We start from the raw sequence: 15190 nt of genomic DNA, 5'->3' as shown, positions 1-15190 counted from the left end.
AAAATATTTTTCGGTATCGAAAGACCCGATACCGAGGTCTGCGAAAACAGACTGCTAAATTGAATATTATGTTCGCATTGGCGAATCTGTATCTGGCTGACAGAAAATCTCTGGCAGTCTAATTCAGTGCACCCTTGCGATGGAAAATTGAATGTTTCCCTACGCACTCAGCTATTTTGCTGGGTGTTTTTGTTTGTAGGTGGAGATTATGCGGTGTTGCCTATAATGGGTTATGGAAATTACAAGAAAGAGTGATTTCAGAAGATAGGGATCTGACAGAAGAGAACAGGTCAGATCTGTCCATGAGAAAAGGAGTGCTTTCATGATGAAAACAAAAAGAATCTGGGCTGCAATTGCAGCATTATCCATGCTCTGCGGTACACTTGCAGGATGCGGTGAAACTGGTACAAGCTCCACAGAGGATGCAAGCAGTGCAGACGCTGCTTCTTCCAATGCAGACGAGACTTCGGTAGAGGGAGATGCTTCTGGTTCCGGTAATTACACCGATACCATTACACTGGTATGGTATCCCAATGAATCCGCAGAGGACTATCAGGATGCCAGAAACGAAGTGGGCAGACTCATTGAACAGGCGACAGGTAAGACTGTAGAACAGAAGCTGACCACTGATTATGCGATTGCCATTGAGTTACTTTCCAACGGTACAGCCCAGATCGGCTGCTGCATGGGTGCAGAGGGTTATATTCAGGCGAAGAACTCCAACGATGCAGTGCAGCCGCTGTTTGTACAGTCCGGCGAATCCGGTACTCTGGACGATGCCCTGTATTACAGCTTCTTTGCAGTCAAGGAGGAAAACGCAGATCAATATCTGGACGGCGATTCCTACAGCATTGATAACATCAAGGGAAAGAGAATGTCTTTTGTTTCCAACAGTTCCACTTCCGGATTTAAAGTTCCCACCAATCAGATCATTTCCCATTTTGCAGAGGACAATCTGATTGTAGATGATCTGCTGGAAGGCGGCAGCGATGCATTTTTCTCGGAAGTGCTCTTCGGCGGTTCGCACCAGGGTTCTGCTTTTAACCTGCTTTCTGACAAGTGTGATGTGGCAGCGTTCTGTGACATCGAACTGGCTCCATATGTCACCTGCACAGAGGGCGAAGCGGCTGCAGTGGGTTCTGTTTATACCATCAACGAGGATGCAAGCGCTCCTTTTGATACAGTGACAGGATCAAAGTTTACGGTGATCCAGTCCATTCCGGTGCTGAACGGTCCCTTTGCCTATAACGGCGATACTCTCAGCTCGGAGGATGTAAAGGCAATCCAGGATTTATTCACTTCTGATGAAGTTGCCAATAACGAGCTGATCTTCTATCCGGAAGGCGGCATGGGTCTGCTGGAAAAAGATTCCGATGAAATGCGCTTTGTCACTGTTGAGGATTCCTGGTACGATCCCATCCGCAATATGGAATCCTGATCGGGAGCGATAGGAGAGTCTAAGATGCCGATTTTGGAATTTCAGCACGTCAGCAAAGTATATAACAATACCACAAAGGCGCTGGAGGATATCAGCTTTTCCATTGAAGAGGGAGAATTTGTCTCCGTTATCGGACCGTCCGGCGCCGGAAAATCGACCATTCTGCGATGCGTGAACCGTCTCATTGATGCCACAGAGGGGAAAATCATCTATGACGGGCAGAATGTCATGGAACTGAATAAACGGGAGCTTCGCAAGGTCAGGACAAAAACGGGCATGATCTTTCAGCATTATAATCTGGTGGATCGCTTGAGCGTTGTGGAGAATGTGCTTCATGGAAAACTGGGGCAGAAATCTACCATCAGCGGTGTTGCCGGGCATTACAGCGAGGAAGAAAAGGAACAGGCATTTGCGATTCTGGAGGAACTGGGACTGGCGGAGCAGGCATACAAGCGATGTGATGCTTTGTCCGGTGGACAGAAACAGCGTGTGGGTATTGCCCGTGCCATTATGCAGCAGCCGAAGCTGATCCTCTGTGACGAACCCATTGCTTCCCTTGACCCGAAAGCGTCCAAGACCATCATGGATCATCTGGCGCAGATCAACCGGACGAAGAAAATCACGTGTATTGTCAATCTGCACCAGGTGGATGTTGCCATGAAATATTCGGAGCGCATCCTTGGTGTTGCCGCAGGAAAGATCGTCTTTGATGGGACACCTGCGGAACTGACCCAGGAAAAAATTCACACCATTTATCAGTCCAGCGATCAGGATCTGATCATAGATATGCAGGGAGAATGAGATGGACAGGAAAATACAAAACGTGTTTTTGAAACGAAAGCTGACATATACCATTGTGCTGGCGGTGGTGCTTGGCATTTACATTGTGTCCTCTCTGGTGACGGAATTTCATCTGACTGAGGGCGTGGCATCTTTTCCGAAGGCGTTTGCGTGGATCGCTGAGAATCTGATCCCCGATGAAATGGCAATGAAGCGGTTCCCGAAAATTCTGGATAAGCTGATCGAAACGGCACTGCTTTCCGTTGCAGTTACTGTCATTGCGGCAATATTTGCGTTCTTTTTCAGCCTGTTCGGGTCAAAGGCAACGGGATTTCACGGCATAATCAACCGGATCGTGCGGATTGTGGCGGCATTCTTCCGGAATGTACCGGATGTGGTATGGGCAATGCTGCTTATGTTCTCCTTCGGACAGAACATTCTGACCGGGTTCTTTGCATTGTTTTTCACCACCTTTGGTCTGCTGACACGCGCATTTATCGAGACCATAGACGAAGTCAGCGCATCCTGTATTGAGGCACTCCATGCTTCCGGTGCAAATTTTATTCAGACCGTATTTCAGGGCATTATTCCATCTACCATAACAGGCATTGTCACATGGGTCCTGTACATGATTGAAACCAATATCCGCAGTTCTACCCTCATTGGTATCCTGACGGCAACAGGAATTGGCTATCTCTTTGATATGTACTACAAACGGCTGGATTTCAGTTCGGCGAGTCTGGTGGTTGTACTGATCATCATCATGGTCATTGTCATTGAGACCATTTCCAATCAGATAAGGAAGGTGATTCTCTGATGCAGGATACAGCAATATTGTCTCAGGATATTTCTGTGGCAGATTTTCACGCCCGGCGGCATAAGAACGGCAGGATCAAAATCGGCGTGCAGAGTAAAAGCGGCGTTACCTTAAAGATACTTGCAGCGGTACTTATCGGACTGACTGTATACGCCTTTCTCTCTTTCGATTATAAGGAAATCGACTTCTGGAATGCAGCTGCCGATACACTGCATAACATCAAGACGGTATTTCTCGAACCAAGGCTGTCCAGGGATACCATTTTCAATGTACTATACCAGCTGCTGGTTACATTCTGCCTGGGCATTCTGTCTACCATTTTCGGCGCAGTTCTGGCATTTTTCTGTTCACTTCTCTGTGCAAAAAATATTGCAGCGTCCTGGATTGCCAATATTATCAAAAGTCTGGTAGCATTGGTGCGTGCGGTTCCCACCGTGTTGTGGGTGCTGATCTTTGCCGTTTCCGCAGGGCTGGGCAGCGTTGCCGCAGTCATTGGTCTGACATTCCACAGCTTTGCCTATCTGACAAAAGTATATGCGGAATCTATTGAGGAAATTGACGGCGGTACCATTGAGGCACTTCGTGCCAGCGGTGCGGGCTTCTGGCAGATCGTATTTCAGGCGATCCTGCCGGCATCCATCAGTCGGATGGTAGCGTGGACGTTTATGCGGTTCGAGATCAACTTCACCAATGCGGTAGCCATGGGCGCAGCCGCCGGCGCAGGTGGTATTGGGTTCCAGTTGTTTATGGCAGGCAGTTTTTATTTTGACCTGCATGAAATGGGCTTTCTGACCTATGTCGTTGTCATTGCCGTCGTCCTGCTGGAAATGGTTTCCACGAAGATCAAGGCGAAGGTAAAGTAATCAGTATATTAAAGGCAACATCGCACAAAGAGCGCCTGTGGGCTTTGCACGTCATATGCTTGCATCTTTTCCGTCATATTTCACAAAAATGCTCGTGAATACACAAAGTATTCACTGCGCTTTTTGTTTCATCTGACGAAAAATCTGACGGCGTATCTGACGCACAATCTTTGTGCGGTATTGCCCAAAATTGAAATTGATGATGCAGATTTTCGGGAGTGAGTCATTCGGAAATCCGCTGTATTTTGGAGGAGAGATTCTTGGAAAAGAAACGATTGTTTCAGATTCTTACCAGGGCAGACCGGGAAGATGTCATTGCCCTTGGTGCGGAATTACAGCAAACCTATCCGGTGGTAATTGTGAAAAAACCAGAAAAGTCTCTGACGATGATCAAGATGAGGGAACCGGTCAAACAGAGCCTGTTCTATCTGGGAGAGGTCATTGTCACAGAAGCGACAGTTTCATTGGACGGTACGGTAGGGACAGCAGTGACTATGGGCGATGATTTCGACAAGACATTGCATATGGCGATCATTGATGCTGCGGAAAATAAGAGCGTGTTCCGGAAAGAGAATTTGCTTCTGGAATGGGAAGCGCAGCAGCTGCGGCGGCTGGAACAGGAAAATGCCATGTTCCAGAAAACAAAAGTGGATTTCCACTCTATGGATTCGGAGGCGGCGCAATGAAAACACTCCATCAGTTTGACGAAGTATTTGATACGCAAGCAGTGTTCCGGAAATTGCTGGAGGGAATGTCCAATCCTGGCAGGACAGTATCCATTGCACCACAAACAAAGAAGATGTTCGGGGAACACGGTGCCCTTCTGGCGTTGGGCATGACGCTTCTGGATAATGAGGTCAGTTTTTCTGCCTGCGGAAATGAAACGCTCCGGGAGGAACTTCAGCTTGTCACATTGTCTGAGGAAAAAGCTAGCTGTGAAGCAGATTATATATTTGTAACGAATGCGCAGACACTTTCGGCGATCTTTGTACAGGCAAAGTGCGGTACGCTAGTGGATCCGCACCGCAGTGCAACTTTGATTATTCGTGACAGCGGTGAAATCGAGGAAACAATGAAGATCTATGGACCGGGAATTGATGGCACTATGGAATTCTCTTGTTCCGAAACAGTACAGCAGGCAATCGTACTACGTGACCAACAGGAATATGAATATCCCATGGGTGTAGATCTGATCTTTGTGACGGACAGCGGCGATGTAACTTGTATTCCGAGATTGACGAGAAGGAGGGAAACGGCATGGCATATGTAGCAGTATCCGGCGGCGAAGAGGCAATTGAAGCCAGTATCCAGCTGCTGGATTATTATCGGAGCGGTACGGACAAGGATATTGATCTGGAGACAATCGAAAACAAGTTCGGACTTCTGGTGGATAAGGTCATGAGCGAAGCCGGATTGTACGCCAGATCCTATGCGGCGCTGGCACTGAAACAGTGCGAAGGCTCTACGGAAGAGGCAGTTTTTCTTCTGCGTGCCTATCGCTCCACGTTGAAACGCAGCCATTATACCAAAACTGCAGACACAGGAGAAATGCGTGTGATGCGTCGTATCTCTGCGGCATTCAAGGATATTCCCGGCGGTCAGCTGCTAGGTGCAACTTATGACTATACCCATCGTCTCATTCACTTTGAACGGGAAAATGAGGATGCGTCAGAATTACACCAGATGTTCCAGCAGGTTCTGGATAAGCAGATGCCGGAGCAGCTTCAGGATTACAGCCGTGTTTCCGATATGCTGAAAGAGGAAGGGCTTCTGGATATCTACGAAGAGGATAATACACCGCCCTATGATGTCACGGAAAATCTGCTGGAATTCCCGGCACCCCGCAGTGCCCGGCTCCAGACGATGACAAGAGCAGATACAGGATTTCTGTCGGGTCTGGCATATTCGGTGCTCCGTGGATTCGGGCAGGTGCATCCTACCGTAGGTGAACTGCGCAGCGGTTATGTAGCACTGGAGATCCCCTATCCGGGAAAAGCGGAGGAATCCATTTATCTGGGTGAGATTCTGCTCACAGAGGTGGAAACATTCAATTCTGCCAGCGATAAGGAACAGTTGAAGCTCGCCAGCGGATACGGCGCAGTGTTCGGCAGAAATGAAAACAAAGCCATTGCCATGGCGGTCATTGACCGGGAACTGGAACAGGGCGGTGATTACCCGCCTCAGGATCAGGAATTTGTATTGATGCACGGGGATTGCCTGGAGATGAACGGCTTTATTTCCCACTTGAAGCTGCCCCATTATGTCACGTTCCAGTCCAAACTGGATGCAGCGAGAAAAACACGGAGGAAACAGGAACATGGAGAGAGCGGAACAGTATAATTATGCCTTTTTGGACGAAGGCTCAAAGCGGGAGATCCGCCGCTGTGTGCTGAAGGCAGTGGCAATCCCCGGATATCAGGTGCCCTTTGGCTCGAGAGAGCTGCCCATCGGCAGAGGCTGGGGTACAGGCGGCATTCAGCTGACACTCTCCCTGATCGGGCCGTCTGATACCCTGAAAGTCATTGATCAGGGCAGCGATGACAGTGTAAATGCAGTTAATATCAAGAAGTTTGTGAAACTGTGTACCAATATTGAAACGACTACGGATACCCATACGGCAACACTGATCCAGTCCCGTCACCGTATCCCGGAGGTGCCTCTGAAAAATGACCAGATCCTGGTGTTGCAGGTGCCTATCCCGGAGCCTTTGCGTATTGTGGAGCCCAAGGAAGAAGTGACCAAGAAAATGCACGCCGAAAAGGACTATGCACCTATCTGGCTGCAATTGTATGAAAGCATTATCAAGTATGGCAAGGTGACCATCCCTACAGAGTATCCCTGCACGGTAGAAGATCGCTATATCATGAACCCCAGCCCGATCCCGAAGTTCGATAATCCGAAGTTGCACCAGTCCCAGTGCCTGTATCTGTTCGGCGCAGGACGAGAAAAGAAGATCTATGCCATTCCGCCGCATACCAATGTGGTTTCTCTGGCGTTTGATGATGTACCCTTTGAACGGGAAAATTTCCAGGGCAGAAAGTGCCGTCTCTGCGGCAGTACGGATACCTATCTGGATGAACTATTCGATGCAGAAACGGGAGAAAAGATATATCAATGCTCGGATACAACATATTGCAAGGAGGTGCGTTCTCGTGAAGCTTGAGGAAAAACCGGTATTGCAGGTGCGGCATCTGACAGTACGCTATGGCGATGGCTGTCCGGCGTGCAGAACGCATCTGGAAAAGAACCGCTGTACCGTCTGCGGCACGGTCTGGGCGGCAAATGATGTTTCTATAGAGGTATATCCCGGTGAAGTACTGGGTATAGTCGGCGAAAGCGGATCGGGAAAATCCACGCTCATGCAGAGCCTGTATTTTGACATCGTACCCACTTCCGGCGAAGCATATCTGGGAGACTATAAAAAGGGCGAGGAAAGTATCTGGCTGGCAAGTGCAGCAGAACAGCGGCATATCAAAAACAGTATCATGGGTATGGTATATCAGAACCCGGTGCGTGGTCTGCGCATGAACTATTCGGCTGCATCCAATATTGCTGAAAAGCTCATTGCTGCCGGGAACCGCAGTGCCGGTCATATGACAGAACGTGCCAAGGAATTGTTGTCCGCTGTGGAGATCCTGACATCCCGTATGGGCGAAGCACCGAAGAATTTTTCCGGCGGTATGCAGCAGCGTGTGCAGATCTCCAAGGCGCTGGCGAACAATCCGTCTATTTTGCTGCTGGACGAAGTAACTACGGGTCTGGACTTGTCGGTACAGGCAAAGGTGCTGGATCTGATCCGGCGTATCAAGGCGGAGTATGGCATTTCCATTCTGCTGGTTTCCCATGACCTTGCTGTGATCCGGATGCTGGCAGACCGGACAGTGGTGATGCTGGACGGAAAAATCATCGAAAGCGGTCTGACAGATCAGATTCTGGAAGATCCTCAGCACGCCTATACCCAGCAGTTGGTACATTCACTGTTATAAATTATTTTTGAATGAGAAATTAGGAGTTTTGAATGAGGAATTAGGAGTTAGGAATGAGGAATGATGGTATCGCCTGGGGCGATGGAATTTAAATTCATGAGCGCAGCGAATACCGAAATTCCTAATTCCTCATTACAAAATTACAAACCCAAAGCAAGGAGGCACTAAATTCATGATAGCAATCAAAAACGGCAGAATCGTGACGCCGGATCAGATCATAGAGGGAAAAACGCTGCTGCTGGACAATGACCGTATTTTCGATATCTGCCAATTCGACGGCACAGCAGATAAAACCATTGATGCCCATGGCAGATATATTCTGCCGGGCTTTATTGATGTACATTCCGATAAGATCGAGCAGTTTATTTTTCCCCGTCCCACGGCGAAATTCCCCTTTGAACTGGCACTGAAAGAATGTGAAAAGGAATTGTTACAGCTAGGCATTACGACCATCTACCATTCCTTTTCCCTGTACAGGGACGAGCTGTTGGGAAAGAGTCCTCTGCGTACCAAGGAGAGCGTGCTGGAAATGGCAGAGCTCATCGCCGATATCCAGAACCGCAGCCATCTCATTCACCATCGTTTTCACCTGCGCCTGGAGATCGACAACATTGATGCATATGACATTGCAAAGGAGATGATCTCCAGACATCTGGTGCATGAGATCTCCTTTATGGATCATACCCCGGGGCAGGGGCAGTATCGGAGTCTGGAAGTCTATCGGGATACGCTGGATAAATACCATGGCATGGAAAATGAGGGCAAGACTTTTGAGGAAGTATTGGAATATCATCAGGATAAGGAGATGCTCTCTTTTGTGCAACTAAAAGAGCTGGCGGAACTGGCACATGCCAATCATATTACCGTGGCATCCCATGATGATGATACGGTGGAAAAGCTGGAGGTGAACCGTCAGCTGGGCGTGGATATCAGCGAATTCCCCATTACTGAAGAGGTGGCGAAAGCAGCCCATGATATGGGCTTTTATACCATAGCCGGTGCGCCCAATATCCTGCTTGGCGGTTCCCACTCCGGGAATATGTCTGCGGCACAGGCAATCCAGAAGGGCAGTGTGGATATTCTCTGCTCCGACTATTTCCCCCAGGCACTGCTCCACAGTCTGTTTGTCATGCGTGATAAATATGGGCAGACATTGCCGGATATGGTGAATAAGGTCTCCCTGAATCCGGCAAAGGCAATGGGAATCGACAAGGACTATGGTTCCATTGCACCGGGCAAAAAGGCGGATCTTGTCATTGCGGATATTTTGGATGGTTATCCGGTGGTGACACATGTTCTGGTGGACGGGAAAACCACTTCCAGAGTTGAATACAGGGGGCATTCCATATGAGCATATTGGAAATTCAGGGACTTGCGAAAAATTTTTATCTGCACCATGCAAACCGGGAGATACGTTCTTGTCAGAATATTGATTTTGTCCTGGAAGAAGGGGAATTCATTGGTATTGTTGGACGTTCCGGCGCCGGAAAATCCACGATTTTAAAGTGCATTCACCGAACCTATCTGCCCACTGAGGGGGATATTCTCTACGACAGTCTTGCATATGGAAAAATCAGTCTGGCACATGCATCGGAACGGGAAATCCTTTATCTGCGTAACCATGAGATCGGCTATGTTTCCCAGTTTCTCAGCGTCATGCCCAGAACTACTGCGAAAGAACATGTGATGCAGGCACTGCTGGAAACAGGACATGATGGCAGTACGGCACGGCAAAAAGCCGAGGAAATGCTGGACTATTTCCGTCTGCCAGAGGATCTGTGGGATATTTATCCCAATACCTTTTCCGGCGGCGAACGGCTGCGCCTGAATCTGGCACATACCATGGTCAAGAATCCCCGACTTATGCTGCTGGATGAGCCTACGGCATCTCTGGACAACAAGACAAAGATTCTGGTCAAGGACATGCTCCTGAAGCTGAAGCAGCAGGGTACCAGCATGATCGGTATTTTTCACGATCTGGAGTTTATGGACGGACTCTGTGACCGTGTATTCAATATTTCGGAGGGAACATTTGCATGAGAAAAGCAGATCTGCATATGCACTCCACTGTGTCGGACGGCAGCTTTACGATTCCGGAACTGATTGCCAGAGCAAAGGAAAAGGGTCTGGACGCCATAGCCATTACCGATCACGATACGCTGTCCCAGGCAAGGCAGATTCCGGAGACAGAGGGCATCCGGGTCATTCCAGGTATTGAGATCTCGGCGTATGATTATGACCATGGATTCCGGGTGCATATGCTGGGGTATGGTATTCAGAAACCGGATGTGACGGAACAGGCGGTACATCCTACGCTGGAGGCACGCCATGCCAATTCCCTGCGCCAGATCGCTGTACTGAATGCACATGGTTATGATATTGCAATAGAAACATTGCGGAAAGCGGATGGGAAATACATTTACAAGCAGCATATCATGGATGATCTGGTGCGCCGTGGAAAAGCACCGGACATGTTTGAGGAGTTTTATCAGCGAATCTTCAAAAATGGAGGTATCTGTGATTTTGATATCCGGTATATTTCTCCGTTGGAGGCTCTGCGTGCCATAAAGGATGCCGGCGGTCTGGCGGTTTTGGCACATAGCGGACAGCAGCAGAATTTCTGCCTCATTCCTGAACTAGCTGCGCATGGACTGGATGGGCTGGAACTGAATCACCACGCCAATACGGAAAAAGATAAGGTGATCATCCGGCAATATGCAGAAAAATATGATCTGTTTCTCACTGGCGGCAGCGATTTTCATGGAAAATTCGAGGGCGTTTCCGTGGATGTGGGTGATTTTCTGGCGGAGCAAAACGGTATTGAGTGTATTTTGGGAAAAGGTGGGGTGTAAATGATTCGACAGGCTGTTCGTGGGGATCTGCCGGCAGTGTATCAACTCATCTGTGCACTGGAGGAGACCGTTTTTTCCATGGAATTGTTCACCTGGGGATATGATGCCATGACGGCAGACCCTAACCATCTGCTTCTTGTGGCAGAAAGTGGTGGCAGAGTCGTAGGAGTACTGCATCTGCGTATGGAATTTCAGCTCCACCACTGCGGAAAGGTTGCAGAGATTGTGGAACTGGCAGTAGATGCAAAGCATCGTTCCCGGGGAATCGGGAAACAACTTCTTGCGGCGGCAGAAACTGCGGCAAGAGAGCGTCATTGTCAGATACTTGAAGTGACCAGCAATCAAAAGCGAGAAAGGGCGCATGCGTTTTATCAGCGGGAAGGAATGCAGAATACACATTATAAATTTGTTCAGGCGATTGAATCGAATCAAAATGCGTAGACCTCTATTGCACTATTACAGTATAATAATCAAGAGACAGTTTCTGTGCAATCTGGGGCAACACTGCTCACAGATTTTTTGAAATCAACACTATTGTACTTCCGCTGAATGCTGGAGAAAATAGCAAGAATAGAAATAAAAAGGGCTGTTGCACCAACGAAAAAGTGCAGCAGCTCTTTAAGTCTCATTTCTTATGAAGAATAAGGAATCACTGATTATAATGTTGAAATAGTAAGGCTGTCTTCAGGATCAGGGGAAAAACCATTATCCCAATACATCATATAGGAACTGTGGGGATAACCCAGAAGCCGGAGTGAATGCATGTCTGTTTTTGCAGTGTTTTCTGCGGGTTTGGCGAAGGGAATCGCCTTTTGATGCCGGATAAAGAAAACCAGTTCGTCCAGCGCAATGTCAATATAATGATGCCCCCGGGGCAGAATCTCCGTTTGATAATTATTGTAAGATCTCATCCGTACCAGCATCATTTCCTCAGGCAGATAAACATACCGTCCCTGGGCGTTTTGCTTGTAAATGGGAGCAATCATCAGCTCATTGCCAAGGAGAAGCTGATCCTCCACCTGCTTTGCCATAGGATCTTCGGCGAAGTCGAACGCTAAGGGCTTGAACATCATCTCATCATGCAGTGCTGCTTTCAAGAACTCACTGTACAGATATGGAATCAGGCTGTAGCGAATTTTGATCATCTCAGCGGCAGCATTGACATTGTCAAAGCGGTAAAGCTCTTGTTCACGAGTACCGTCTGCGGCGTGATTGCGGAACAGAGGTGTGAAGAGGGAATATTGCAGCCAGCGGAGCATGAGATCTTCGGTGGTATCGCAGCCGAATCCTCCTGTATCCGAACCGGTGAAGAGGAAACCTGCCATATTCAGCGCCGGGAGCTGCTGCATGGACTGGAGAATGTGGGACCACCAGGATTTGTTGTCACCCTGCCAGATGCCGCCGTAGCGGTGTGCGCCGATATAGGACGACCGGGAGAAAAATAATGTACGCTTTTCGGGGCAGATCTCCTGCAATGCCTCAAAGGCAGAACGTGTCATGTTCATGCCGTAGAGATTGTGGACATCGCTGTGCTTTACCATCTGACCATTTACGTTGTGGTAGAATTTGTCGTAATCTCCCATATTTCCGTTCAGTCCTGCGACCATTCCTGTGAATTTGAAATACTCGTTGATGCCCATATTTCCCGCAGTGAGTTTTTCGATTTCTGCGCAAGTGTCTGCAAGTCTGTCCTCAGTGTAGAAAATGGCAGGCTCGTTCATATCATTCCAGAAGCCGTCGATGCCCATTCTTGTCAGGACGGCATATTTTTCGCCAAACCATTTTCTCGCTTCGGGTTGTAAAAAGTCGGGGAAATGTACTCGACCCGGCCATACTGCGCCGACGAAATCACCGCCGTCTCCATTCTTGCAGAAGTAATTATTCTGCACGCCTTCCTCGTAGACATCATAGCCTTGCTCAATTTTCACGCCCGCGTCAATAATGGGAACAAGATGGATTCCCTGCGCTTTCATATCCTCTGCAAGGACTTTCAGATCCGGGAAACGTTCCTTGTCAACGGTAAAATCCTTATAGCGTTCCATATAGTCAATGTCCAGATAGATACTGTCAAGGGGAATGCCTGCCGCTTTGTACTGCTCTGCCACAGCACGGATATCCTGTTCATTCTTGTATCCCCAGCGGCTCTGACCATAGCCGAATGCCCAGAATGGGGGAATATAACTCCTGCCGATGATCTTCCGAAATTGCTTGACAATATCCTTTTCGTTTTCGCCTGTGATGATATACACAGCAAGGTCATTTTTTGCGGCTTTGATCTGCATCCGGTCTCTATGGGTGTAACCGATGTCAAATTCCATTTTTCCTGCATAATCGAAAAATGCACCGAATGTTACTTCACCGCAAACGAGGATAAAATTATGCGCACCGTAAAGGGAACGGGTATCTTCATGGTGGTTGGGATTGTCATAATTCCAGCTGACATACTGCCAGCCTCTCTTGTTCATTCCACGGATCTGTTCGCCCAGACCGTAAACAATGTCGTCCTCGGAAAGAGAATAGGTGAATCCGCCTTGATTATCGGTTTCAAAAAACGGCAGCTTGTCCGCAGATGGTTCGATTTCCATGACAACCGCATCGGTGGGGAAGGGGTTCCCATAAACATATTTTTTTATCATAACAGCACTTCCTTTCAAAAGTCCATTGCAATTTATTCTTCTATATGATATAATACTACAAAACAACGTTGAAATCTATTGATATTCTACGATATTCTGATACGATCCTATTTTTTTGGGAGGTGCGCTTATGCATCAGAAGGGCTCCAGAGAAAACCGCATTCACAGCTCGGAAATCAAGCCTTACAGCTATTACCAATGTGTGATTCCAGACCATTTCAATTGTGTTCCCATGCACTGGCACAACGAGTTTGAGATCAACTTTATCCGGGAAGGGTCGGCTGAATTCATTTGCGGTGAGGAAAAATTCACTTCTGCCGCAGGTGATATCATTATCACCCAGCCCAATGTCATGCACTCGATCTATCCGTGCGCCAACACAAGACAAATGTATGATACCCTTGTTTTCAGCCATGAAATTTTCGGCGGGTCTGATTCCGACCGATATATCCGTGAATGCATCAATCCCTTGCTGAACGGCGGTATGCGGGTGCAGATGCATATTACGCCGGATCATTACTATTATATGGAACTTGAACAGATCATGGATCATATTTTTTCCTGCGCAAAAGGAGATTCACCTCAGTTGGACATGCTCATGCGAAGCGAACTGATACGGCTTTTCTGGCTTCTGGAAACGGAGGCGGAAATGGAGACAGATCTCTGCGACACGGGGGAAATCATTCGTCCTGCCCTGGAATATATCGCAGCCCATTACCGGGAAATCATTACCATCAGACAGCTTGCAACTGCGGTTCATCTGAGCGAAAGCTATTTTATGAATCAATTTCAGAAACATGTGGGATTCAGCGCAGTGGAGTATATTTCTCATTTCCGTATCAATCAGGTATGCAAGGCACTGATCAGCACCCGAAAGAATGTGTTAGAGGTTGCCTTTGACTGCGGATTTCGGAATCTTTCTAATTTCAACCGACAATTCCGGAAGATCGCCGGATGTTCGCCCACGGAGTACAGGAAAAGATTTGTAGAGTCTCAGAAGTGAGAATTGTGTAAGGCAACACCGCACAAAGAGCGCCTGATGGCTTTGCACGTCATATGCTTGCAAATTTTCCGTCATATTTCACAAAAATGCTCGTGAATACACAAAGTATTCACTCCGCTTTTTGTTTCATCTGACGAAAAATCTGACTGCACATCTGACGCACAATCTTTGTGCGGTATTGCCCAAAATATCTTTCGGAACTTTTATACCATTTGCAAAATAAAATGGAGTACAATTATGATTAAAACACTGATTCTCAATGGCTCTCCCAGGAAAAACGGTGATACTGCCTTTCTTATTGGAAAGCTGGTAGAAGAACTGCACGGAGAATACATAATCGTCAATGCCTATACGGCAAATATCTCGCCTTGTGTGGATTGCCGTAAATGCAGGGAACAATACGAATGCATGATAGACGACGAGATGCAGGAGATTTACTGTTATCTCGAGACATGTGATAATGTTATCATTGCATCACCCATTTATTTTTCGGAATTAACGGGAAAATTGCTTGATCTGGGCAGTCGGCTGCAGCTATATTTTTCAGCAAGACAGTTTTTGCACAAAAAGCCGCAGCTGAAGCGAAAAAAAGGTGTTGTTTTACTGGCAGGCGGCGGTTCTGGGAATCCGCAAAAAGCATATGAAACGGCGGTTTGTCTGCTCCATTATATGAATGTGCATCAGATTTATCCTTTGATTTGCAGTCATAACACAGACCGTGTTCCTGCTGAAAAGGATGAGAGAGTACAGACTGAATTAAAGAAAGCTGTCGACTTTTTGAATCTGGTTTAAATCGTTCCAGGTACGACTCTCGC

Annotated in this window: 16 protein-coding genes and 1 pseudogene; 16 read left to right on the top strand and 1 reads right to left on the bottom strand. The window is 47.7% G+C overall.

Annotated features, from left to right (window positions below):
* From Q0418_RS09235 to Q0418_RS09170, 14 genes and pseudogenes are all read left to right on the top strand, one after another.
* A pseudogene (locus tag Q0418_RS09235) lies at nt 1-122 on the top strand (IS5/IS1182 family transposase); the annotation flags it as partial.
* Between the two features lie 200 nt (nt 123-322).
* The gene (locus tag Q0418_RS09230) at nt 323-1438 is read left to right on the top strand and encodes a PhnD/SsuA/transferrin family substrate-binding protein (protein ID WP_298483846.1); all 1116 of its coding nucleotides are present in this window, start codon (nt 323-325) and stop codon (nt 1436-1438) included.
* A 24-nt stretch (nt 1439-1462) separates the two neighbouring features.
* Nucleotides 1463-2239: a phosphonate ABC transporter ATP-binding protein gene (gene phnC / locus Q0418_RS09225; RefSeq protein WP_298483845.1), complete on the top strand. Its 777-nt coding sequence runs from the start codon at nt 1463-1465 to the stop codon at nt 2237-2239.
* A 22-nt stretch (nt 2240-2261) separates the two neighbouring features.
* On the top strand, nt 2262-3035 hold the full coding sequence (locus tag Q0418_RS09220) for an ABC transporter permease subunit (protein ID WP_298483844.1): 774 nt from the start codon (nt 2262-2264) through the stop codon (nt 3033-3035).
* Nucleotides 3035-3898: an ABC transporter permease gene (locus Q0418_RS09215; RefSeq protein ID WP_298483843.1), complete on the top strand. Its 864-nt coding sequence runs from the start codon at nt 3035-3037 to the stop codon at nt 3896-3898. Before Q0418_RS09220 ends, Q0418_RS09215 begins: the two co-directional genes overlap by 1 nt.
* 260 nt (nt 3899-4158) lie before the next feature.
* On the top strand, nt 4159-4584 hold the full coding sequence (phnG, locus tag Q0418_RS09210) for a phosphonate C-P lyase system protein PhnG (protein WP_298483842.1): 426 nt from the start codon (nt 4159-4161) through the stop codon (nt 4582-4584).
* Nucleotides 4581-5168: a phosphonate C-P lyase system protein PhnH gene (gene phnH / locus Q0418_RS09205; RefSeq protein ID WP_298483841.1), complete on the top strand. Its 588-nt coding sequence runs from the start codon at nt 4581-4583 to the stop codon at nt 5166-5168. Before phnG ends, phnH begins: the two co-directional genes overlap by 4 nt.
* The gene (locus tag Q0418_RS09200) at nt 5156-6238 is read left to right on the top strand and encodes a carbon-phosphorus lyase complex subunit PhnI (protein ID WP_298483840.1); all 1083 of its coding nucleotides are present in this window, start codon (nt 5156-5158) and stop codon (nt 6236-6238) included. Before phnH ends, Q0418_RS09200 begins: the two co-directional genes overlap by 13 nt.
* Nucleotides 6216-7061 carry an alpha-D-ribose 1-methylphosphonate 5-phosphate C-P-lyase PhnJ gene (locus tag Q0418_RS09195; RefSeq protein ID WP_298483839.1) on the top strand — a complete coding sequence of 282 codons (846 nt, stop codon included), beginning with the start codon at nt 6216-6218 and terminating at the stop codon, nt 7059-7061. The genes Q0418_RS09200 and Q0418_RS09195 overlap by 23 nt, the downstream gene beginning before the upstream one ends.
* Complete coding sequence (locus tag Q0418_RS09190; protein WP_295219379.1) at nt 7051-7884, top strand: ATP-binding cassette domain-containing protein; 834 nt, start codon at nt 7051-7053, stop codon at nt 7882-7884. Before Q0418_RS09195 ends, Q0418_RS09190 begins: the two co-directional genes overlap by 11 nt.
* Nucleotides 7885-8056: 172 nt before the next feature.
* Entirely contained in the window at nt 8057-9235 is a 1179-nt protein-coding gene (gene phnM / locus Q0418_RS09185) for a phosphonate metabolism protein PhnM (RefSeq protein ID WP_298483838.1), read from the top strand.
* Complete coding sequence (locus Q0418_RS09180; protein ID WP_298483837.1) at nt 9232-9924, top strand: phosphonate C-P lyase system protein PhnL; 693 nt, start codon at nt 9232-9234, stop codon at nt 9922-9924. The genes phnM and Q0418_RS09180 overlap by 4 nt, the downstream gene beginning before the upstream one ends.
* A complete protein-coding gene (locus tag Q0418_RS09175) occupies nt 9921-10736 on the top strand; it encodes a PHP domain-containing protein (RefSeq protein WP_298483836.1) in 816 nt (271 codons plus the stop codon). The genes Q0418_RS09180 and Q0418_RS09175 overlap by 4 nt, the downstream gene beginning before the upstream one ends.
* Nucleotides 10737-11177, top strand: a complete 441-nt coding sequence (locus Q0418_RS09170) for a GNAT family N-acetyltransferase (RefSeq protein WP_298483835.1) — start codon at nt 10737-10739, stop codon at nt 11175-11177. It abuts the gene before it with no gap.
* Nucleotides 11178-11392: 215 nt separating this feature from the next.
* Here the strand turns inward: Q0418_RS09170 and Q0418_RS09165 are convergent, their stop codons facing one another.
* Nucleotides 11393-13372 carry a TIM-barrel domain-containing protein gene (locus Q0418_RS09165; protein ID WP_298483834.1) on the bottom strand — a complete coding sequence of 660 codons (1980 nt, stop codon included), beginning with the start codon at nt 13370-13372 and terminating at the stop codon, nt 11393-11395.
* 130 nt (nt 13373-13502) lie between these two features.
* Here Q0418_RS09165 and Q0418_RS09160 point away from each other — a divergent pair, with 130 nt between their 5' ends.
* Complete coding sequence (locus Q0418_RS09160; RefSeq protein ID WP_298483833.1) at nt 13503-14375, top strand: AraC family transcriptional regulator; 873 nt, start codon at nt 13503-13505, stop codon at nt 14373-14375.
* Nucleotides 14376-14612: 237 nt separating this feature from the next.
* Nucleotides 14613-15167 carry a flavodoxin family protein gene (locus tag Q0418_RS09155; RefSeq protein WP_298483832.1) on the top strand — a complete coding sequence of 185 codons (555 nt, stop codon included), beginning with the start codon at nt 14613-14615 and terminating at the stop codon, nt 15165-15167.
* Nucleotides 15168-15190 lie beyond the last annotated feature (23 nt).

It is taken from the genome of uncultured Ruminococcus sp. (genome assembly GCF_937915125.1).
Lineage (GTDB): Bacteria > Bacillota > Clostridia > Oscillospirales > Ruminococcaceae > Ruminococcus_C.
The sequence above is the reverse complement of the archived record's forward strand: the minus strand, read 5'-3'. Positions and strand labels throughout refer to the sequence as shown.